Source organism: Micromonospora sp. NPDC048935 (genome assembly GCF_043197875.1).
Taxonomy (GTDB): domain Bacteria; phylum Actinomycetota; class Actinomycetes; order Mycobacteriales; family Micromonosporaceae; genus Micromonospora.
Window position 1 is genome coordinate 63632 of sequence record NZ_JBICTZ010000001.1, and the last position, 19479, is coordinate 83110.

A 19479-nucleotide genomic window follows, 5' to 3' on the forward strand; every position below is an offset into this window, starting at 1 on the left:
CCGTGGCTCAGCCGGAGAGCGCCGTGGCTCAGCCGGCCAGACCGAGGGCCTCGGCCGCGGCCCGGCCGTTGGCGTGGCTCGCGCCGTACGTGGTGACGAAGGCGCGCACGCCCGCCGGGCGCCACTGTGCCGGCCAGCCCATCTCCACCACCGTCACCGGATGCTGGGCGGCCAGCGCGGTGACCAGCTCCGGGCCGCCGGGCAGCCGGTGCAGGTGCCGCCCCACCAGCACGATGGGTCGGTCACCGGCCAGCCCGCGCAGCTCCGCCGGGCCGGTCTCGGTGGCGATCACGCGGATCTCCGGCACCCCGTCCAGGTGGGGACCGAGGCCCCACGGCACCCGACCCTCGGCGATCGTCGACTCGGTGTGCAACTGCACCACAAGTGGTCGGTCCAGGCCGGTGAGCACGCCGTCCACCCGGAGGGCGCGCCGCGCCGCCGCGTACCCCAGCTCGGTGTCGCCGGTGACCGGCGACCCGCCGGCGGCCCGGGTCCAGGCGGCGAGGTCGGCGGCGCGGCCGGCGGCCTGCTCGACCCGGGCGGTCGCCAGCCGGCCGTCGGTGAGGGCGTCGACGATCTCGGCGGCCACCCGCTCGACAAGCGCGGCGTCGACCCGCGCGCCGATGCAGAGCAGGTCGGCCCCGGCCGCCAGGGCGCGGACCGCGGCCGGCCCGACCCCGCCGGCCGCCACCGCCGCGCCCTTCATCTCCAACGCGTCGGTGATCACGGCGCCGGTGAAGCCGAGGTCGGTGCGGAGCAGGTCGACCAGGACGGCCCGGCTGAAGGTGGCCGGATCGGCGCCGGTCAGCGACGGCACCCGGATGTGCGCGGTCATCACGGCGCGCGCACCGGCGGCGACGACCGCCGCGAACGGCGGCAGGTCCCGCTGGCGGAGCAGGCTCAGCGGAGCGTCCACGGTGGGCAGTTCGTGGTGCGAGTCGGTGACCGTGGCGCCGTGCCCGGGGAAGTGCTTCGCGCAGGCGGCCACGCCGGCGGCCTGCAACCCGGTCACGGCGGCGGCCGAGTGGGCGGCCACCCGCACCGGATCCGCGCCGAAGGACCGGGTGCCGATCACCGGGTTCTCGTCGGCGGTGTTGACGTCGACGGTCGGGGCGAGGTTGACGGTGATGCCGAGCGCCGCCAGTTCGGCGCCGATCGACCGGTAGACGCGTCGGGTGAGCGCCACGTCGCCGATCGCGCCGAGGGCGGCGTTTCCGGGGTACGGGCTGCCGGTGGCGTGCGCCAGCCGGGTCACGTCGCCACCCTCCTCGTCGATGGCGATCAGCGCATCCGGGCGGCCGGCGCGCAGCGCCGCGGTGCTCGCCGCCACCTGGGCGGGGTCGTGCACGTTGGTCCCGAACAGGGTGTGCCCGGCCAGCCCGTCGGCCAGCAGGTCGACCGCCCAGTCCGGCGGGACCGGTCCCGGGTACGCGGCGAGCAGCGTGCCCAGCGCCAGCCGGCGCAGTCCTGGATCCAGCCCCACGTGATCTCCCCCTTCGGTGCCCCAGCGGGTACGAAACGTCGTACCGGTGGTGGTGGTCGCCCTGCCGAATCGGCGGAGCGCCCCGCCTCCGGGTGGCCGATACGCTACGGCTACCCGTTCGCAGGTCGGTTTACAGTTAGCAAAGTTTACTAAAACTAGAGGACGTGTCATGAGTGCGACCCGGCTGCCCGGCACCCCCCGCCTGTTGCGGGCGCTCAACGACCGTGCGGCACTGGAACTGCTCCTCGAACGCGGCCCGCTGACCCGGGCCCGGCTCGGCGAGCTGACCGGGCTGTCGAAGGTCACCGCCTCGCAGCTGGTCGAGCGGCTGGAGGAGCGCGGTCTCGTCACGCGGGTCGGCGAGCAGGCCGGCGGGCGGGGGCCGAACGCCCAGCTCTACGCGGTCAGCCCGGGCAGCGCGCACGTGGTCGGCGTGGACGTCGGGCCGGACCGGGTGGTGGCGGCGTGTGCCGACATCACCGGTGCGGTCATCGGCCGGGTGGAGCAGTCGACCCGGGACACCGACGACCCGGTGGGCGTCGTGCACAACGCCGTGGTGCAGGCCGCCAGCAGCGCCCACGCGCAGCTGAGCAGCGTACGGCGGATCGTGCTCGGCACCCCGGGCCTGGTCGACCCCGGCACCGGCGACATCACCTTCGCCTTCAACCTGCCGCGCTGGCACAGCGGTCTGCTCGCCGCCCTGCGGGACGACCTGCACACCCCGGTGGTCTTCGAGAACGACGTCAACCTGGCCGCGGTGGCCGAGGCGCAGTCCGGCGCCGCCCAGGGGTTGGCGGACTTCGTGCTGGTCTGGGTGGGTGCCGGCGTGGGCCTGGCGATCATGCTGGGTGGGCGGTTGCACCACGGCAGCAGCGGCGCGGCCGGTGAGATCGGCTACCTGCCGGTACCGGGCGCGCCCATTCCGCGAGACGTCTCCCGCCGCGCCAAACCCGCCTTCCAGCAGCTCGTCGGCGCGGATTCGGTGCGCGCGGTGGCCCGCGAGCACGGCTACCCGGACACCGACGCCGCCGAGGCGGTGCGCGCGGCCGTCGCGGCCGGTGCCGAGGGGGGCCCGATGCTCGACGAGCTGGCCCGCCGGCTCGCGCTCGGCGTGGCCAGCACCTGCGTGGTCCTCGACCCGCCGTTGGTCGTGCTCGCCGGCGAGGTGGGCCAGGCCGGCGGCGCCGCCCTCGCCGAGCGGGTGCAGCACGAGGTCGCGGCGATCACCCTGGTCCGACCACGGGTGGTGCCCACCGGGCTGACCGAGGAGCCGATCCTGCACGGCGCGCTGCGCACCGCCCTGGACGCGGTACGCGACGAGGTGTTCGGCTCCACCGTCGGCTGAGCCCGCTGCGGCGGTCATGTGAAGGAATATTTCACCGCAGCCTGGCAGGTTGCAAGCTCTTGTCACCCGGTCGGGCGGCAGCCCGGCCCGGCTGCCGTGTCTGGCTGACCTGGCGTGGGTGGCGCGGCTGCCGGCCGCGGACAGACCGCCGGCCCGCCGGGCCGCGCGCGACGAGGCGGGCAGCCCGGCGGTCCGCGACTCAGAGCAGGTCGCGGCGACGGAACACGGCGAACGCCGCGGCGGTCAGCCCGCCGGTCAGCACGAGAAGCACCAGCAGGGCCGGGCCCCAGGTCAGGCTGTAGGTGCTGTCGCAGTAGGCGGTGCCGGCACACGGCTTCGGATCCCAGAACTCGGCCTCGCCGGTGAGCCACGCCCCGATGTGGCTGGAGAGCATCAGCTGATCCGGTCGGCGGGCATCGACGATCTCCAGGACCAGCCGGGCCCCCAACTCCCACACCACCCCGTACGCGGCGGCCGCCCCCAGCGCCGCAGACGTGTGCCGACCCAGCGTGGCGATCGCGAAGCCCAACGCGGAGGCCAGCAACACCAGCACCAGGCCACGGCCGTGCACCGCACCGAGGGAACTCCAGAAGTCCCCGTCCAACCGGCCCGGCAACCCGGCGGTCTGCCCGATCACCCAGAACGTGGCCAGGTAGGCAACCGACGCCAGGAGGGCCAGGACCAGCACCGTGCCGAGCAGGGTGCCCAACTTGGCCCCGAGCACCGTCAACCGGCGTGGCCGCCAGAGCAGCAGGTTCACCACGCCGCCGGAGTTCAGGTCAGCGCCGATGTAGGAGGCCCCGACCAGGAAACCGAACAGCACCAGGAACGCGATGAGGAAGTAGAGCAGTGGCTGCGCCTGCTGGGCGAAGCTGAACACCCCCGGCAGGAAGTCGGCGGCGATCGGCAGCCGCTCCTGCCGGACCGGGTCGATCTCCGAGCACTCCCGGGGGAAGTACTGGTCCATGTCGGCCTGCGGAAGCGTGCCGTTCTGTCGCGCCAGGCACTGCTGGTAGGCGGCCTCCATGCTCTGCCGCGCCTCGGCGGCCTGCTGCCGCGCCGAGTTCAGCTCGCTCGCGCTCGGCTTGTGGGAACCGGCCAGGGTGGTCGCCGCGGTCACGGCGAACGCCAGCGCCAACAGGACGACCATGAGCTGCACGAAGCGACGACTCGACAGTCGCTCCAACTCGGCACGAACCAGGTTCACGCGTCCACTCCCCGATCGAGGTCAATCACCGCTGCGCCCTGCTCGCCGTCCGGCAGCGCCGAGCCGTCGACCTGCCGGGGCACCGACGGCTGTGCGTTCGCACCCGTCAGCTCCAGGAAGACGCTCTCCAGATCCGGCCGAAGCGGCGTCAACTCGCCCACCCACAACCCCTGCTCGCCGAGCGTCCGACTGACCACCGTCGAGTCGCTCACCCCGCTCACCACCAGGGCCTCGCCGTCGACGACCGCCGTCAGCCCGGCCGCGTGCAGCACCTCCACGGCGCGCTCGGGCTCGGCCACCCGCACCAGGAACTCGTGGCGGTCGTGGCCGGCCAGCACCTCGTCCACCCGGCCGGCCGCCACCCGACGCCCTCCCGAAATGATCGTGACGTGGTCGCAGATCAACTGGATCTCACCCAGGATGTGACTGGACACCAGCACCGTCACCCCGCTGGCCGCCAGCGACCGCATCAGGTCCCGCATCTCCCGGATCCCCGCCGGGTCCAGACCGTTCGCCGGCTCGTCCAGGATCAGCAACCGGGGGTCCTTCAACAGGGCGGACGCCACCGCGAGGCGCTGCTTCATGCCCAGCGAGTAGCCCTTCACCCGCTCGTCGCCCCGGTCGCGCAGGCCCACCAGATCCAGTGCCTCGTCCACCCGCGAGACCGGCACCCCGCCGGCACGGGCCAACAGGCGCAGCGTGCGGTACCCGGTGAAGTTGCCGAAGAACTGCGGGCTCTCGACGATCGCGCCGACCTGGCCCGCCACCCGGGGCAGCAGTTCCGGCGACGGTTGGCCGAGCACGGTCATCCGTCCGCCGTCGGCGCGCACCAGCCCGAGCAGCGCTCGCAGGGTGGTGGTCTTGCCGGAGCCGTTGGGCCCCAGGAAACCGTGGACCTGGCCCGCCTCGACCAGCAGGTCGAACCCGTCCACCGCCACCCGCCGCCCGTTGCGCAGGCTGTGGAAGGTCTTGCGTAGACCCTCGATCTCGATGACCGCGCTCATCCGCGCGGCTCCGTACCTCGACGGGGCATCAGCCGTCCTCCGGGTGTGGTGATCAACGACACGGCGCTTCACCCTATGGCCGAGGCGCCGCCCATGGGGGGCGCCTCGTCGCTGCGTGGTTGGATGGTGCGGTGACTGGTGACCTGATCCCCGACGCTGCGCCTGTGGACCCGGATCTGGTGGTCAGCCTGGCCGGCGTCGGTGTACGCCGGTCCGGCACCGCCCTCCTACAGGACCTGACCTGGCGCGTCGAGTTGGACGAGCGGTGGGTGGTGCTCGGCTCCAACGGCGCCGGCAAGACCACCCTGCTCAACCTCGCCTCGGGCCGGCTGCACCCGAGCACAGGTGTCGCACACGTGCTCGGCGAGCGGATCGGCCGCACCGACGTCAACGAGCTGCGTACCCGGATCGGGCTCACCACCGCCGCGCTCGCCGAGCGGCTGCCCGCCGACGAGCGGGTCAGCGACGTGGTGGTGACCGCCGCCTGGTCGGTGGTCGGCCGCTGGCGGGAGAACTACGACCGTGGCGACGAGGCACGGGCGCGGGCACTGCTGAGCCAGCTCGGTGTCGGTGGCCTCGCCGAACGCCGCTACGGCACCCTCTCCGAGGGTGAGCGCAAGCGGGTGCAGATCGCCCGTGCCCTGATGACCGACCCGGAGTTGCTGCTGCTCGACGAGCCCGCCGCCGGGCTCGACCTGGGTGGTCGGGAAGACCTGGTCGCCCGACTGGCCGAGCTGGCCCACGACCCGGACGCGCCGGCGATGGTGCTCGTCACCCACCACGTGGAGGAGATCCCGCCGGGGTTCACCCACGCGCTGCTGCTGCGCGAGGGCGGGGTGGTCGCCCAGGGTCTGCTCGCCGAGACGTTGACCGGCGACAACCTCTCCAAGACCTTCGGCCTGCCACTGGTTGTCGAACGGTCGGGCGACCGTTACACCGCGCGGGCCGCCTGAGCCTCAGGACAGGGCGGAGACGACAGTGCCGCAGACCCGGGTCGCCGTGGTGGGCAGCGCCAACATGGACCTGGTGGCGATGGCGCCCGCGCTGCCCCGGGTCGGTGAGACCACGCTCGGCACCGACTTCGTGATGGTGCCCGGCGGCAAGGGCGCCAACCAGGCCATCGCCGCCGTCCGGGCCGGCGCCTCCTGCGCCTTCCTCGGCGCGATCGGCTCGGACGCCTTCGGCGTCACCCTGAAGGCCCGCATCACCGCGGCCGGCGTGGACACCAGCCAGCTACGCGTGGTCTACGGCACCTCCGGCGTCGCGTTGGTCATGGTCAACGCCCAGGGTGAGAACGCCATCATGGTGACCCCCGGCGCCAACGACGCCCTTGTCGACCTCACCGAGGAGGAGCTGTCCACGGTGCGCGCCGCGGACGTCCTGGTCGCCCAACTGGAGATCCCGGTGCGCACCGTGACGGCCGCCGCAGTCGCCGCCCGCGCCGCCGGCACCCGGGTCATCCTGAACGCCGCCCCGGCCCGGGACCTCCCGCCCGAGCTGCTCGCCGCGGTGGACGTGCTCGTCGTCAACGAGGGCGAGGCACAGGCCCTGGCCGGCCGGGGCCGCGAAAACCCCCGGGCGCTGCTCGACCTGACCCCCCGGGCCGTGCTCACCCTGGGTGGAGAGGGCGCCTGGTACGTCGACCGGGACGGCACCCACGTGCACGTGCCGGCGGTACGTGTCGGCGTGGTCGACTCCACCGCCGCGGGTGACGCGTTCACCGCCGCGCTGGCCGTCGGGTGGGGCGAGGGGCGCGACCTGGTCGACGCCGTGCGCTGGGCGTCGGCGGCCGGCGCGGCCTGCGTCCGCAAGCTCGGTGCCTCGGTGGCGCTACCGCAACGCGCCGAGATCGACGAGCTGTACGCGCCGGTCTGAGCGCGTCCCGCGCTACGCCGGTCTGAGCGCGTCCCGCGCTACGCCGGTCTGAGCGCGTCCCGCGCTACGCCGGCTGGTCGGTGCCGGTGCGGAAGGCCCGGCGGTACGCCGACGGCGAGGTCAGCATGACCCGGCCGAAATGGTGGCGGTAGGTGACCGGCGTATCGAAGCCCACGGAACGGGCGACCTGCTCGACCGGGGCGTCCGTCTCCTCCAGCAGGGTGAGGCTGGCGCGGACCCGCTGCTCGATCAGCCAACGGATCGGGCTGGTCCCGGTGGCCCGCGCGAAGTGCCGCAGGTAGGTGCGGGACGACATGTGCGCCCAACCAGCGAGCTGGGCCACACTCAGCGGTTCGGCGAGATGGGCGAGGGCCCAGTCGATGCTGCCGGCGATCCGGTCGTCCTCCGGGTCGGCGGGCACCGGTGCCTCGACGAACTGGGCCTGCCCTCCGTCGCGGTGCGGGGGGATCACCAGCCGTCGGGCGACCGCGTTGGCGATCGCCGCACCATGGTCGCGTCGGACCACATGCACGCAGAGATCCAGCCCGGCGGCGCTTCCGGCGCTGGTGAGCAGGTCACCGTCGTCGAGATAGAGCACGTCCGGGTCCACCGCGACCCGCGGGTAACGCCGCGCCAGCAGCTCCGCGTACCGCCAGTGGGTGGTGGCCCGTCGACCGTCCAGCAGCCCCGCCCCGGCCAGCGCGAACGCGCCCGAGCAGATCGACATGATGCGGGCACCGCCCCGGTGCGCCCGGCGCAGCGCGGTCACCAGCTCGGGTGACGGGTCACCCGTCACGTCCGGCACGCCGGGCACGATCACCGTCCGTGCCTCCGCAAGCTCCGCCAGGCCGTACGGGGTGTGCAGGCTGGCCCCGCCGACCACCGGCACCGGCCCCGGCCGCTCGGCGCAGACCACCAGGTCGTACCAGTCGACGTCGAACTCGGGTCGGGCCAGCCCGAAGACCTCGGTGACGATGCCGGTCTCGAACACCGACATCCCCGGGTACGCGAGAACGGCGACGCGGTGCGTGGTCGCCGGCCGGCGGGGCGTCGGCAGCGGACGCGAACCGGTGGTGTCGGCGCGGGTCGGCATGGCGGGATGTTAGCGCAGGAAGTCGTTCGCGCCACTCGTCCCGAGGTGGCGTGCCGGCGAGGATCGGTGCATGACCTTCACCTTCGCCGTTCCGCCGGCCGATCCGGCCGCCGCCGTCGCCCACTTCCACAACCGGCTCCGCGTCGAGACCGACGTCAGCGATGTGCACGCCGACCTGTCGGCCCGTACCCCGGGGTTGTTCGTCGTCGACTCCCGGGGCGCGGCCGCCTGGGCGCAGGGGCACCTTCCCGGCGCGGTGCACCTGCCCACCGCCGAGATCGCGAGCCGGGCGGCGGACCTGATCCCGCCGGGCTCGGCGGTGGTGACCTACTGCTGGGGTCCGGGCTGCAACGGCGCGACCCGGGCGGCGCTGGAGTTCGCCCGGCTCGGCTACCCGGTGAAGGAGATGCTCGGCGGGTTCGAGTACTGGGTGCGGGAGGGGCTGCCGGTGGTGACGGGGACCGGGCTGACCCGGCGCCCGGTCGACGACCTGACCGCTCCAGCCGGGACGATCACCTGCGAGTGCTGATCCCCCGACGCACGCGGGGGAGGGCTCAGCCGACGGGCTCGTCGGCGAGCTTCTCGCCGCGCCGGCGCAGCATGCCCAAGCCGGGGATGCCGGCCACGGCGAGCTTGAGGTCGCGGGTCACGTCGAGCAGGTCGTGCAGGTCCGGCCCGACCCGATCCAGGGTGGCGAGGATCGGCAGGATGTCGGCCGTCAGGTGCTCCCTGAGCTTGGGCAACTCGTCGATCAGGTGGATCGCGGCGCTGATCTCCTCGTGGCTCAGCTCCTCGACGAACTTGCGCGCCATCGGCGCGGCCCGGCGCAACGCCGGCTCGTACGCCGCCAGTAGCTCGGCGGCGGTGGCGGCGGCCTCCGCCGCGGTGCCCACGGTGGCGGCGGCCCGGCCGGCCACCGTGTCGGCCTGGGCGACCACCGAGCCGGCCGACCGGGACACCCGGTCGGCTTCGGCGACCACCACGGCGGCGGCCGTCGCCACCTCGGTGGCCGTGTCGATGGCGGTGGTCGCGGCGGTGCTGATGACCGCCACCTCGCGGACCGCCGCCTCGGCATCGCTGAGCACCTGATCGGTCCGGTCCAGGGTCGTCTCGATCCGGTCCACCACGCCGTTGATCCGGGCCAGCAGCGCCTCCACCCCGTCCAGCACCGCGAACGCGCGGGCGGGCACGGCGGCCATCGAGGCGGCCGAGCCGAGCGCCTGGTCGAGAGCGAAGCGGGTCAGGCCGACAACGGCGGTCGGTGTGGGGAGGGGAATCGCCATGGGACCAAGTGTGCGTCGGCCGCGCCGCAACCGCTCGACGGCATCGGCGCAGTGCTGATCATCGATGGTCCCCCTGCTGTTCGATGGCGCGCTGCACGGCCCGGTAGATCTGCCCGAACCGTAGCGCGTCCGGGGTGCGCACCAGCAGATCCTCCCGGCCGTGGTGCTGCACCCACAGCTCGTGCACATGACTGCCGCGCTCGTAGGAGCGGTCCAGCCAGCCCAGGGGGATCTCCAGGAACGGCAGCGACACCAGCGCCCCCACCGCGCAGGCGGCGAGGATGAGCAGGGCCAACTGCCAGTTGCCCCGGTCCTGTGCCGACCAGGCCAGCGAGAGGACGCAGACCACCGCGACAAGCGGCGGCAGCGACAGCAGCAGGACCAGGACACCGCGACCCAGCACCCGGCCGTGCACGGCGAGGGTCCTCTGCCCCCGTGCGTGCCACACGAACGTCACGTCGGACAGGGCGATCACGTGACCACCGGCCCGGATCGACTCGGAGGTCACCTGCACCGCGTCGTCCCGGTAATAGAGGGTCATCACTAAGCCTAACCACCCGTAGGCAACCCGTCGACAGTCCGTAGGTGTTTCGGCGGGCATCCGGGTGGAGGGTGGGCGGCCGTCCTCGGGAGCTGACTCGTCGACGACGTCGCGGGCTTCTTCCGCCCGCCCGATCCGCCTGTGACATCAGCTCCGAGGGCGCCGCACGAGGGTGGCTGGCGTCCGGGCCGTCGGCGACCCGGGCTCGCCTGGGTCGCTAGCGTCGGGTGCCGGGGCGGGCCGGTTGGCTGTGCTCGACCGCGCGCTGCACCGCCCGGTAGATCTGACCGAAGCGCAACGCGTCGCCGGTGCGCAGCAGCCGCACCGGCTGACCGCGCCAGCGGGCCCAGATCTCCAGCTGGCGGCTGCCTCGGGTGTACGAGCGGTCGAGGTGTTCGAAGAGGAAGTCGGCGACCGGCCCGACGGCCAGCCCGACCAGCACCGACGCACCGACGATCGCGATCGTCACGGTGGGCGAGCGGTGCAGCCAGACGGCCAGGGCGATGCCGAGCGCCGCCGCGACCAGCGGACCGGCCAGTGCGGCGCCGATCGCGCCGCGCCCCACCAGGACGCGCCAGGAACGGGTGCCGCGGCGGTGCCAGATCATGGTGATGTCGGTCAACGCGTAGCTGCGGCCGTCGACCCGGAAGGTGGTGGAGGTGACCTGCACCGACCTGTCGTCGTAGTACGTGACCATGGCTTCACTCCTGCCCGGAGGCTGACACCACACTACATACCCCAACGAGCGGGGTCGTAAGGTTGGCACGCGACTTCAACGAGGAAGTGAGGCAGCGTGGGCGAGTTCGTTCGGCTGGAGACCACGGGCGGCATCGGCACGATCCGGCTGGAGCGGCCGCCGATGAACGCGCTCAACACCCAGGTGCAGGAGGAGTTGCGCGTCGCCGCCACGGCGGCCACCGCCGACCCCGAGGTCCGCGCCGTCATCGTGTACGGCGGGGAGAAGGTCTTCGCCGCCGGTGCCGACATCAAGCAGATGGCCGACATGTCCTACGTGGACATGGTCGAGCGGGCCCCGGACCTGTCCAGCGCGCTCGGCGCAATCTCCCGGATCCCCAAGCCGGTGGTCGCCGCGATCACCGGGTACGCGCTCGGTGGCGGCTGCGAGCTGGCGTTGGCCTGTGACTGGCGGGTGGTCGCCGAGGACGCCAAGCTCGGCCAACCGGAGATCAAGCTGGGCATCATCCCCGGTGCGGGCGGCACCCAGCGGCTGGCCCGCCTGGTCGGCCCGGCCCGCGCCAAGGATCTGATCATGTCCGGGCGGATGGTGGACGCGCAGGAGGCGCTGCGCATCGGCCTGGCCGACCGGGTCGTCCCGGCCGCCGAGGTGTACGACACGGCCGTCGCGCTCGTCACTCCGTACCTGGCCGGGCCCCCGCAGGCGCTGCGCGCGGCGAAGCTGGCGGTCGACGGCGGCCTGGACATGGACCTGACCTCGGGCCTGGCCTGGGAGACGCAGCTCTTCGCGGCGCTGTTCGCCACCGACGACCGGCGCGAGGGCATGACGGCCTTCGTCGAGAAGCGCAAGCCGGACTTCACCGGCCGTTGACGGGGCGGGGCCGGCGGTTCGGACCGTCGGCCCCAACGGCGAGCCGAGAATTGTTCACATTGTGCCTACCGGCCAGTAGCGTGTGGCTTCGGTCATGAGCGACGAGAAGGAGCGGCGATGACGGAGCGGATCGAGGGTCACGGCGGTGAGTTGGCGCTCGCGGCCCTACGCGCGCACGGCGTACGGGAGATGTTCACGCTCTCCGGCGGGCACGTCTTCCCGCTCTACGACGCCGCGTACAAGACCGGCTTCCCGATCTACGACGTCCGCCACGAGCAGTCCGCCGTCTTCGCCGCGGAGGCGGTGGCCAAGTTGCAACGCCGCCCCGGCCTCGCCGTGCTCACCGCCGGGCCCGGTGTCACCAACGGCATCTCCGGCATGACCAGCGCCTTCTTCAACGCCTCGCCGGTGCTGGTGCTCGGTGGGCGCGCGCCCGCGTTCCGCTGGGGCTCGGGCAGCCTCCAGGAGATGGACCACCTGCCGCTGGTCGCCCCGGTCACCAAGCACGCCGAGACCGTGTTCAGCACCGACGACATCCCGCGTGCGGTGGGCTCCGCGCTCACCGCCGCCCTCACCCCGCACCGTGGCCCGGCCTTCCTCGACTTCCCGTTGGAGACGGTGTTCTCGGTCGCCGAGGTCGACCTGCCCGCGGTGGTGGGCGTCGACCCCGTCGTACCGGACCCGGAGGAGGTCGGCCACGCCGCGATGCTCATCGCCGGGGCACAGCGACCGGTCATCATCGCCGGCTCCGACGTGTACGCGGGCGACGCGGTCGCCGCCCTGCGCGAGGCGGCCGAGGCGTTGCAGGTGCCGGTCTTCACCAACGGCATGGGCCGCGGCTCGCTCCCGCCGACGCACCCGCTCGCGTTCGCCAAGGCCCGCCGGGCCGCCCTGTCCGGCGCCGACGTGGTCGTCGTGGTCGGCACCCCACTGGACTTCCGGCTCAGCTTCGGCGACTTCGGCGACGCCAAGGTGGTGCACATCGTCGACGCGCCCAGCCAGCGGGCGACGCACGTGCAGCCGGCCGCCGCACCCGCCGGCGACCTGCGCCTGATCCTCTCGGCGCTTGCCGATCACTCCGGAGACCAGGCCGACCACACCGACTGGATCGCCGACCTGCGCGTGGCCGAGGACGCGGCGAAGGCCCGCGACGCCGCCGAGATGGCCGCCGAGACCGACCCGATCCGCCCCGCCCGGATCTACGGCGAACTGCGTCGGGTGCTGGCCCCGGACGCGATCACCATCGGCGACGGCGGCGACTTCGTGTCGTACGCCGGGCGCTACCTGGAGCCGGCCCAGCCCGGCACCTGGCTGGACCCGGGCCCGTACGGCTGCCTGGGCACCGGCATGGGCTACGCGATGGGTGCCCGGGTCAGCCACCCCGATCGGCAGATCTGCGTGCTGATGGGCGACGGTGCCGCGGGCTTCTCGCTGATGGACGTCGAGTCGCTGGTCCGCCAGAAGCTGCCGGTGGTGATCGTCGTCGGCAACAACGGCATCTGGGGTCTGGAGAAGCACCCGATGCGGGCCATGTACGGCTACGACGTGGCCGCCGACCTGCAACCCGAGCTGCGCTACGACACGGTGGTCAGCGCGCTCGGCGGGGCGGGGGAGACGGTCGCGAAGGCCGCCGACCTGGGCCCGGCCCTGCAACGGGCGTTCGACGCCGGAGTGCCGTACCTGGTCAACGTGCTCACCGACCCGACCGACGCGTACCCCCGGTCGTCGAACCTGGCCTGAGACGCACCCGCCGCCGTCGCCCCCCACGGGCGACGGCGGTCGCGTCTGTCCGCAGCTAAATCAGCGGAATCTCAGCCCGTGACGTCGTAACGTCAGCGCGGGAACGGCGGGATGTCAGACCTGTCGCCCACAGTGGTGTCCCACTGACGACGACAGGAGTTGGGATGGACTACGCGATCCGGGCCGAGGGCCTGGTGCGGCGTTTCGGCACCACCACCGCCCTCGCCGGAGTTGACCTGGAGGTGCCGACCGGCACCGTCTTCGGCCTGCTCGGGCCGAACGGCGCCGGCAAGACCACCGCCGTGCGGGTGCTCGCCACCCTGCTGGCCGCCGACGAGGGGCGCGCCACGGTGGGCGGCTTCGACGTCGTGCGCGACGCGCACCAGGTGCGGCAGCTGATCGGTCTCACCGGCCAGTACGCCTCGGTCGACGAAACGCTCACCGGTGCGGAGAATCTGCTGCTGATCGGTCGACTGCTCGGGCTGAGCCGGGCCGACGCCCGGCAGCGTGCCCGCCAACTCCTCGCCGACTTCGCGCTCAGCGACGCCGCGGACCGGGCCGCCAAGACCTTCTCCGGAGGCATGCGTCGCCGGCTGGACCTGGCCGCCAGCCTGGTCGGTCGGCCACAGGTGCTCTTCCTCGACGAGCCGACCACCGGGCTCGACCCGCGCAGCCGCAACGACCTGTGGGACATCGTCCGCACCCTGGTCTCCGACGGCGTGACGGTGCTGCTCACCACCCAGTATCTGGAGGAGGCCGACCAGCTCGCCGGTGAGATCGCCGTGGTCGACCACGGCCGGGTGATCGCCCAGGGCACGCCGGAGGAGCTGAAGGCCAAGACCGGTGGTCAGACCCTCACGGTGCGGCCGGCCGACGGCACCGACCTGGGCACTGTGACCGCCATCGTCGGCGAGGTGTCCGGTGTGACCCCGGAGGTGGCCCAGAACTCCGTCACCGTCGCCGTGAACGGCCCGGGTGTCCTGCCCGCCGTGGTCGGCCGCCTCGACGCCGCCGAGATCGCGGTCGCCGAGCTGGCACTGCGCGGCGCCAGCCTGGACGAGGTCTTCCTCTCCCTCACCGGCCACCGGGCCGAGGACGCCCCGGCCGACACCGACCTGGAAAGGACTCCGGCATGACCGCCGTCACCCTCCCCGCTCCGCTGGCACCGGCCCGCCGGCTCAGCCCGGCCGCGGGGCTGCGCCACACCCTCACGCTGGCGTGGCGCAGCCTGGTGCAGATCAAGCACAACCCGATGGAGCTGCTCGACCTCAGCATCCAGCCGGTGATGTTCGTGCTGCTGTTCACGTACGTCTTCGGCACCGCCATCGCCGGATCGTCAGGCGAATACCTCACCTTCATGCTGCCCGGCATCATGGTGCAGAACGCGCTGTTCGCCACGATGACGACCGGGTTCGGGCTCAACAACGACCTCACCAAGGGCGTGTTCGACCGTCTCCGGGCGCTGCCCATCGCCCGGTGGGCGCCGTTGGCCGGCCGGATCCTCGCCGACACCGTCAAGCAGGCCTGGTCGATCGCGCTGCTGCTGGGCGTCGGGTCGATCCTGGGTTTCCGGGTCGGCAACGGGCTGCTCGGGGTGGTCGGGGCGTTCGCGCTGCTGCTGGCGTTCACGTTGGCCGCGTCGTGGATCTCGGTGCTGGTCGGCGTGCTGGTGAGCGAGCCGGACAAGGTGCAGATCTTCGGGTTCATGGTGATCTTCCCGCTGACGTTCACCAGCAACATCTTCGTACCCACCGACCGGATGCCGGGCTGGTTGCAGAGCTGGGTGGAGGTGAACCCGGTGACCGTGGTGGCCGACGCGCTGCGCGGGCTCCTGGTCAGCGGGCCGGTGGCCGGGCCGGTGCTACAGACGCTGCTCTGGGGCGCCGGCATCGCGGTGATCTTCGCGCCGTGGGCGGTGCGCGCGCTCAAGCGTCGGGTGTGAGTCACCGCGCCGACGCCGACGCCGACGCGACCGCGCCGACGCTCACACCTCCGGCCGGTCACCCTCGCGGGGTGGCTCACCGTCGGGCCGGCGCAGGTTGTCCTCGCGCCGGCGCAGGTCCTCCTCCCAACGGCGGAAGAGCTCCTCGTCCTGCTGCTTGGCGCGGTCCTGCACGGACCGGAGAAACTCCGGGTCGTCGTCGGGCGCGACCGGCCGGGGGCGCTTGCGCTCGGCGGAGCCGGTGCCGCCCGACCAGCCCCTGCGGGGGCCGGCGCTGGGCTCCCGGCCGGCGACGAACCAGGCGATCGAGCCGACCAGCGGGAAGAACAGGATGATCAGCACCCAGGCGATCCGGGGCAGGGCGCGAATCTGACCCTCCTCGGCGGAGAGGCAACTGATCAGCGCGCAGACGGCGAGGACAATCTGCACCAGGAAGAGGAGAACGTACAGCCGGGCCATCCACCCATCATGGCGCACGGAGTCCCGTCACCACAGTCCGCCGAGCACCAGCAGCACTCCCAGTAGCGCGATCCCCACGGTGCCCACCGCGACCAGGGGCAGTGTCCGGCCGCCGGTGCGGGCCGGGCCGACGCCGGTGCCGCGGGGCCAGCAGAGCACCAGCAGGACGCCCCACACCAGCACGATGACGCCGGCGAGCACCGCCCCGGTCGGGCCGCCGGTCGACGCCAACCGCACGGCGAGCACGGTCACCACCGTCACCGTGAGCAGGGTGCGCCGCCAGGCCAGCCGGGTGCGCTCGGGTTGCAGCCCGGCGTCGCGTCCGGTGTTCACCGCCCGCCGATCCCCCGGGTCAGGACGGCGATCACCAGCAGCACCGCCCCGGCACCCACGGCCAGGGCCAGGATGGCGGGAAACCGGGACGCGGGCAGCTCCTGACCGAGCCGGATGGCCCGCTCGGTACGCGCCCAGTGGTCCACGGCGCGGACCGCGACGGCACCGCCTAGCAGGAGCAGCGCGACGGCGATCGCCTCCCGCAGGTGGCTCATCGGCAGGGGCGGCAGGAACTGCGCGGCGGCCAGCCCGCCGCCGACCAGCGCCAACCCGGTGCGTAGCCAGGCGAGGAAGGTCCGTTCGTTGGCCAGCGAGAAGCGGTAGTCCGGCGTCTCACCGACCGAACCCAGCTCCGCCGGGTCGAACCATCGCCTGATCGCCGCCCACACGATGTGGAGAATATCCGTTTCCCATCCGGCTTAGCCTGACCCGGTGACTGATCTCGACGTGAAGACGCTGCGCGACGCCTACGACAACCAGATCCGCCCGGAGATCCCCGACCCGGTTCCGGCCGGGGTGACGGTAGAGCGGGACGGGCCGCTGGTCCGGATCATCGGGCTCGACGCCGGTGGGTTCCTCACCTACCGCGACCTGGGTGGGTTGACCGGTGCCGCGCTGGACGAGCTGATCGCCCGGCAGGTGCGGTTCTTCCGCGAGCGGGGCATGTCGGTCGAGTGGAAGCTCAACGAGCACGACGAGCCGGCGGACCTGGCGGACCGCCTGCGCGCCGCCGGCTTCGTGCCGGAGGACCGGGAGACCGTCGTGGTCGGGCCGATCGCGCCGCTGGCCGCCGCGCTCCCGGTGGTTCCCGAGGGGGTACGCCTGCGTGAGGTGACCTCTCGGGAGGACCTGGAGCGGATCGCCGCCATGGAGGAGGAGGTCTGGCAGGAGGACCGCTCGCACCTCGTGACGGGCCTGGCCAAGGAGATCGACGCCGACCCGACCTCGATCACCGTGGTGGTGGCCGAGGTGGACGACACGGTGGTGAGCGCCGGCTGGGTGCGGTACCTGGCGAACACCGGCTTCGCCACGCTCTGGGGTGGTTCGACCCTGCCGCAGTGGCGGCGAAAGGGCATCTACCGGGCGCTGGTCAACTACCGGGCCCGGCTGGCCGAGCAGCGGGGTCGGACACTCGTGCAGGTGGACTGTTCCGAGGACAGCCGGCCGATCCTGCAACGGCTCGGCCTCGTCGCGGTCACCACCACCACCCCGTACGTCTACACTCCGTGATCATGGAGCAGCGGCTGACGGACGAGGAGCGGTCGATCCTCAAGACCGGTGCCTTCGGTGCCGTCTTCCTGGTGTCCAACGCCGACCCGGGGGTGCTGGGGGTGATCCGGGAGAGCGTCGCCGCGTCCAGCGCACTCGCCAGTGCCAGCGGGACGGTCAAGGAGGCACTCACCACCGGCCCGCTTCCCCGGCTGCCCCGCGACTCGCAGTTGGAGATCGAGTCGGTGGTGCTGCCGGCGCTGCGGCACGCGGTGCGGATCCTGCGCGAGAAGTCACCGCAGGACGTGGAGGCGTACCGCTCGGTGGTGTTGGGCGCGGCGGACCGGGTGGCCCGGGCGCACGCCGGGGTGGCGCCCGCCGAGGCGGCGGCCATCGACCAGATCCGGAATGCGTTGGCCGACCCGGCCTGACCGTCTGCCCGTCGGTGAGCTGTGTCACTCTGAGTGCCCCGGGGAGCGCAAGCTACCGACAGGTAACATTGCGCCGTGGGCAACTGCACAACAGCCCGCGGTTGACCTGGCGTCGACCGACGCGCGACGCTGCGCCCCAGACCGGGCGAGCGAATCGCATCACCACACAGGAGGGTCGTCGAAGCGCGATGAATATCGTCGTACTCGTCAAGCAGGTGCCTGATTCGGGCGCGGACCGCAACCTGCGCAATGACGACAACACCGTCGACCGCGGTTCGGCGAACAACGTGATCAACGAGATGGACGAGTATGCCATCGAGGAGGCGCTGAAGATCAAGGAGGCGCACGGCGGTGAGGTCACCATCCTGACCATGGGTCCGGACCGGGCGACCGAGTCGATCCGCAAGGCGCTCTCCATGGGCCCGGACAAGGCCGTGCACGTGCTGGACGACGCCCTGCACGGTTCCTGCGCAGTCGCCACCTCGAAGGTGCTCGCCGCCGCGCTCGGTCAGCTGAACGCCGACCTGGTGATCTGCGGCGCCGAGTCCACCGACGGTCGGGTCCAGGTCATGCCGCACATGATCGCCGAGCGGCTCGGTGTCGCCGCGCTCACCGGTGCCCGCAAGCTGACCGTCGACGGCAGCACGCTGACCGTGGAGCGGCAGACCGAGGAGGGCTACGAGGTGGTCACCGCCGCCACCCCGGCCGTCGTCTCCGTCTGGGACACGATCAACGAGCCGCGCTACCCCTCCTTCAAGGGCATCATGGCCGCCAAGAAGAAGCCGGTGCAGACGTTCTCCCTGGCCGACCTCGGCGTCGCGCCCGCCGAGGTGGGCTTCGACGGGGCCACCAGCGCCGTCGTCGAGCACACCAGGCGCCCGCCACGCTCCGGCGGCGCCAAGATCACCGATGAGGGCGAGGGCGGCGTCAAGCTGGTCGAGTTCCTCGCCACCGAAAAGTTCGTGTGAGAGCGGGTCTGGACATGTCTGAGGTTCTCGTCGTCGTCGAAGCCACCAAGGAATTCGGCGTCAAGAAGGTCACCCTGGAGATGCTCACCCTCGCCCGCGAGCTGGGCACCCCGAGCGCGGTGGTGCTCGGCGGCGCCGGGGCCGCCGAGGCGCTGAGCGGCAAGCTGGGCGAGTACGGCGCGGAGAAGATCTACGCCGCCGAGGGTGACGAGATCGACGGCTACCTGGTGGCCCCCAAGGCCACCGTGCTGGCCGAGCTGGTCACGCGCGTGCAGCCGGCCGCCGTGCTGCTGGCCTCGGCCCAGGAGGGCAAGGAGATCGCCGCCCGCCTCGCCGTCAAGCTGGACAACGGCATCCTGACCGACGTGGTCGGCCTGGCCACCGACGGCACCGCGACCCAGATCGCCTTCGCCGGCTCCACCATCGTCAAGTCCAAGGTCACCAAGGGCCTGCCGCTGGTCACCGTCCGGCCCAACTCGGTCACCCCCACCCCGGCGGCGGCCACCCCGGCGATCGAGCAGCTCACCGTGTCGGTCACCGACACCGACAAGCTGGCCAGGGTCGTCGAGCGGGTCGCCGAGCAGAAGGGCTCCCGCCCCGAGCTGACCGAGGCAGGTGTGGTCGTCTCCGGCGGTCGCGGTGTCGGCAACGCCGACAACTTCAAGCTGGTCGAGGAACTGGCCGACCTGCTCGGCGGCGCCGTCGGCGCGTCCCGCGCGGCGGTCGACTCCGGCTTCTACCCGCACCAGTTCCAGGTGGGCCAGACCGGCAAGACGGTCTCCCCGCAGCTCTACGTCGCGCTCGGCATCTCCGGTGCCATCCAGCACCGGGCCGGCATGCAGACCTCGAAGACCATCGTCGCGGTCAACAAGGACGGCGAGGCGCCGATCTTCGAGCTGGCCGACTTCGGCGTGGTGGGCGACCTGTTCAAGATCGTCCCGCAGGCCGCCGAGGAGATCCGCAAGCGCAAGTGACGCTGTGACAGAAAGTGGCCGCCTG

General features: G+C 72.6%; 22 protein-coding genes. 12 read left to right on the forward strand and 10 right to left on the reverse strand.

Annotated features, from left to right (window positions below; genetic code table 11):
* Positions 1-28: 28 nt before the first annotated feature.
* The gene (locus ACGFIW_RS00295; protein WP_393310053.1) at positions 29-1483 is read right to left on the reverse strand and encodes a glycoside hydrolase family 3 N-terminal domain-containing protein; all 1455 of its coding nucleotides are present in this window, start codon (positions 1481-1483) and stop codon (positions 29-31) included.
* A 169-nt stretch (positions 1484-1652) separates the two neighbouring features.
* Between ACGFIW_RS00295 and ACGFIW_RS00300 the strand changes: the two genes are divergently transcribed.
* Positions 1653-2828 carry an ROK family protein gene (locus tag ACGFIW_RS00300; protein ID WP_393310055.1) on the forward strand — a complete coding sequence of 392 codons (1176 nt, stop codon included), beginning with the start codon at positions 1653-1655 and terminating at the stop codon, positions 2826-2828.
* Positions 2829-3027: 199 nt separating this feature from the next.
* Here the strand turns inward: ACGFIW_RS00300 and ACGFIW_RS00305 are convergent, their stop codons facing one another.
* Entirely contained in the window at positions 3028-4035 is a 1008-nt protein-coding gene (locus ACGFIW_RS00305; RefSeq protein WP_393310057.1) for an ABC transporter permease subunit, read from the reverse strand.
* The gene (locus tag ACGFIW_RS00310; RefSeq protein ID WP_393310059.1) at positions 4032-5039 is read right to left on the reverse strand and encodes an ABC transporter ATP-binding protein; all 1008 of its coding nucleotides are present in this window, start codon (positions 5037-5039) and stop codon (positions 4032-4034) included. The genes ACGFIW_RS00305 and ACGFIW_RS00310 overlap by 4 nt, the downstream gene beginning before the upstream one ends.
* 131 nt (positions 5040-5170) lie before the next feature.
* Here ACGFIW_RS00310 and ACGFIW_RS00315 point away from each other — a divergent pair, with 131 nt between their 5' ends.
* Together ACGFIW_RS00315 and ACGFIW_RS00320 are read left to right on the forward strand one after the other, a co-directional pair.
* The gene (locus ACGFIW_RS00315) at positions 5171-5992 is read left to right on the forward strand and encodes an ABC transporter ATP-binding protein (RefSeq protein WP_393310061.1); all 822 of its coding nucleotides are present in this window, start codon (positions 5171-5173) and stop codon (positions 5990-5992) included.
* Between the two features lie 25 nt (positions 5993-6017).
* On the forward strand, positions 6018-6914 hold the full coding sequence (locus tag ACGFIW_RS00320) for a ribokinase (RefSeq protein WP_393310063.1): 897 nt from the start codon (positions 6018-6020) through the stop codon (positions 6912-6914).
* Between the two features lie 64 nt (positions 6915-6978).
* On the opposite strand, the gene ftrA is transcribed toward ACGFIW_RS00320, so the two are convergent.
* A complete protein-coding gene (ftrA, locus tag ACGFIW_RS00325; protein ID WP_393310065.1) occupies positions 6979-8007 on the reverse strand; it encodes a transcriptional regulator FtrA in 1029 nt (342 codons plus the stop codon).
* A gap of 70 nt (positions 8008-8077) precedes the next feature.
* Here ftrA and ACGFIW_RS00330 point away from each other — a divergent pair, with 70 nt between their 5' ends.
* Positions 8078-8536 carry a rhodanese-like domain-containing protein gene (locus ACGFIW_RS00330; protein ID WP_393310067.1) on the forward strand — a complete coding sequence of 153 codons (459 nt, stop codon included), beginning with the start codon at positions 8078-8080 and terminating at the stop codon, positions 8534-8536.
* A gap of 25 nt (positions 8537-8561) precedes the next feature.
* Here ACGFIW_RS00330 and ACGFIW_RS00335 read toward each other — a convergent pair whose 3' ends face one another.
* The 3 genes from ACGFIW_RS00335 to ACGFIW_RS00345 form a co-directional block, all read right to left on the reverse strand.
* Positions 8562-9290, reverse strand: a complete 729-nt coding sequence (locus ACGFIW_RS00335) for a hypothetical protein (protein ID WP_393310069.1) — start codon at positions 9288-9290, stop codon at positions 8562-8564.
* Positions 9291-9348: 58 nt separating this feature from the next.
* Positions 9349-9831 carry a DUF6232 family protein gene (locus tag ACGFIW_RS00340; protein WP_393310071.1) on the reverse strand — a complete coding sequence of 161 codons (483 nt, stop codon included), beginning with the start codon at positions 9829-9831 and terminating at the stop codon, positions 9349-9351.
* 217 nt (positions 9832-10048) lie between these two features.
* A complete protein-coding gene (locus ACGFIW_RS00345) occupies positions 10049-10528 on the reverse strand; it encodes a DUF6232 family protein (RefSeq protein WP_393310073.1) in 480 nt (159 codons plus the stop codon).
* A gap of 96 nt (positions 10529-10624) precedes the next feature.
* Here ACGFIW_RS00345 and ACGFIW_RS00350 point away from each other — a divergent pair, with 96 nt between their 5' ends.
* The 4 genes from ACGFIW_RS00350 to ACGFIW_RS00365 all read left to right on the forward strand — a co-directional run bounded on the left by ACGFIW_RS00350 (position 10625) and on the right by ACGFIW_RS00365 (position 15080).
* The gene (locus ACGFIW_RS00350) at positions 10625-11398 is read left to right on the forward strand and encodes an enoyl-CoA hydratase/isomerase family protein (RefSeq protein WP_393310075.1); all 774 of its coding nucleotides are present in this window, start codon (positions 10625-10627) and stop codon (positions 11396-11398) included.
* Positions 11399-11515: 117 nt separating this feature from the next.
* Positions 11516-13138: an acetolactate synthase gene (locus ACGFIW_RS00355; RefSeq protein ID WP_393310077.1), complete on the forward strand. Its 1623-nt coding sequence runs from the start codon at positions 11516-11518 to the stop codon at positions 13136-13138.
* Between the two features lie 164 nt (positions 13139-13302).
* Positions 13303-14274, forward strand: coding sequence for an ATP-binding cassette domain-containing protein (locus ACGFIW_RS00360; protein ID WP_393310079.1), 972 nt, complete (start codon positions 13303-13305; stop codon positions 14272-14274).
* Positions 14271-15080 carry an ABC transporter permease gene (locus ACGFIW_RS00365; protein ID WP_393310081.1) on the forward strand — a complete coding sequence of 270 codons (810 nt, stop codon included), beginning with the start codon at positions 14271-14273 and terminating at the stop codon, positions 15078-15080. Before ACGFIW_RS00360 ends, ACGFIW_RS00365 begins: the two co-directional genes overlap by 4 nt.
* A gap of 42 nt (positions 15081-15122) precedes the next feature.
* Here ACGFIW_RS00365 and ACGFIW_RS00370 read toward each other — a convergent pair whose 3' ends face one another.
* From ACGFIW_RS00370 to ACGFIW_RS00380, 3 genes are read right to left on the reverse strand one after another with little or no spacing between them, the layout of a single operon-like run.
* On the reverse strand, positions 15123-15539 hold the full coding sequence (locus ACGFIW_RS00370; RefSeq protein ID WP_393310083.1) for a PLDc N-terminal domain-containing protein: 417 nt from the start codon (positions 15537-15539) through the stop codon (positions 15123-15125).
* A gap of 27 nt (positions 15540-15566) precedes the next feature.
* On the reverse strand, positions 15567-15872 hold the full coding sequence (locus ACGFIW_RS00375) for a DUF202 domain-containing protein (protein ID WP_393310085.1): 306 nt from the start codon (positions 15870-15872) through the stop codon (positions 15567-15569).
* Positions 15869-16261 (reverse strand): YidH family protein, encoded by a 393-nt coding sequence (locus ACGFIW_RS00380; RefSeq protein WP_393310087.1) that lies wholly within the window; start codon positions 16259-16261, stop codon positions 15869-15871. The genes ACGFIW_RS00375 and ACGFIW_RS00380 overlap by 4 nt, the downstream gene beginning before the upstream one ends.
* A 43-nt stretch (positions 16262-16304) precedes the next feature.
* On the opposite strand from ACGFIW_RS00380, the gene ACGFIW_RS00385 reads away from it, so the two are divergent.
* The 4 genes from ACGFIW_RS00385 (at position 16305) to ACGFIW_RS00400 (ending at position 19454) form a co-directional block, all read left to right on the forward strand.
* The gene (locus tag ACGFIW_RS00385; protein WP_393310089.1) at positions 16305-17102 is read left to right on the forward strand and encodes a GNAT family N-acetyltransferase; all 798 of its coding nucleotides are present in this window, start codon (positions 16305-16307) and stop codon (positions 17100-17102) included.
* Complete coding sequence (locus tag ACGFIW_RS00390; RefSeq protein WP_393310091.1) at positions 17099-17512, forward strand: hypothetical protein; 414 nt, start codon at positions 17099-17101, stop codon at positions 17510-17512. Before ACGFIW_RS00385 ends, ACGFIW_RS00390 begins: the two co-directional genes overlap by 4 nt.
* Before the next feature lie 188 nt (positions 17513-17700).
* The gene (locus tag ACGFIW_RS00395; protein ID WP_393310093.1) at positions 17701-18480 is read left to right on the forward strand and encodes an electron transfer flavoprotein subunit beta/FixA family protein; all 780 of its coding nucleotides are present in this window, start codon (positions 17701-17703) and stop codon (positions 18478-18480) included.
* A gap of 14 nt (positions 18481-18494) precedes the next feature.
* Positions 18495-19454, forward strand: coding sequence for an electron transfer flavoprotein subunit alpha/FixB family protein (locus tag ACGFIW_RS00400; RefSeq protein ID WP_393310095.1), 960 nt, complete (start codon positions 18495-18497; stop codon positions 19452-19454).
* Positions 19455-19479 lie beyond the last annotated feature (25 nt).

Bases quoted from the DNA above. Each gene is read 5' to 3' on its own strand.
- ACGFIW_RS00355 (WP_393310077.1), top strand. From the start codon at position 11,516: ATGACGGAGCGGATCGAGGGTCACGGCGGTGAGTTGGCGCTCGCGGCC.
- ACGFIW_RS00370 (WP_393310083.1), bottom strand. From the start codon at position 15,539: ATGGCCCGGCTGTACGTTCTCCTCTTCCTGGTGCAGATTGTCCTCGCC.
- ACGFIW_RS00335 (WP_393310069.1), bottom strand. From the start codon at position 9,290: ATGGCGATTCCCCTCCCCACACCGACCGCCGTTGTCGGCCTGACCCGC.
- ACGFIW_RS00365 (WP_393310081.1), top strand. From the start codon at position 14,271: ATGACCGCCGTCACCCTCCCCGCTCCGCTGGCACCGGCCCGCCGGCTC.
- ACGFIW_RS00340 (WP_393310071.1), bottom strand. From the start codon at position 9,831: ATGACCCTCTATTACCGGGACGACGCGGTGCAGGTGACCTCCGAGTCG.
- ACGFIW_RS00395 (WP_393310093.1), top strand. From the start codon at position 17,701: ATGAATATCGTCGTACTCGTCAAGCAGGTGCCTGATTCGGGCGCGGAC.
- ACGFIW_RS00330 (WP_393310067.1), top strand. From the start codon at position 8,078: ATGACCTTCACCTTCGCCGTTCCGCCGGCCGATCCGGCCGCCGCCGTC.
- ACGFIW_RS00345 (WP_393310073.1), bottom strand. From the start codon at position 10,528: ATGGTCACGTACTACGACGACAGGTCGGTGCAGGTCACCTCCACCACC.
- ftrA (WP_393310065.1), bottom strand. From the start codon at position 8,007: ATGCCGACCCGCGCCGACACCACCGGTTCGCGTCCGCTGCCGACGCCC.
- ACGFIW_RS00400 (WP_393310095.1), top strand. From the start codon at position 18,495: ATGTCTGAGGTTCTCGTCGTCGTCGAAGCCACCAAGGAATTCGGCGTC.
- ACGFIW_RS00360 (WP_393310079.1), top strand. From the start codon at position 13,303: ATGGACTACGCGATCCGGGCCGAGGGCCTGGTGCGGCGTTTCGGCACC.
- ACGFIW_RS00300 (WP_393310055.1), top strand. From the start codon at position 1,653: ATGAGTGCGACCCGGCTGCCCGGCACCCCCCGCCTGTTGCGGGCGCTC.
- ACGFIW_RS00310 (WP_393310059.1), bottom strand. From the start codon at position 5,039: ATGAGCGCGGTCATCGAGATCGAGGGTCTACGCAAGACCTTCCACAGC.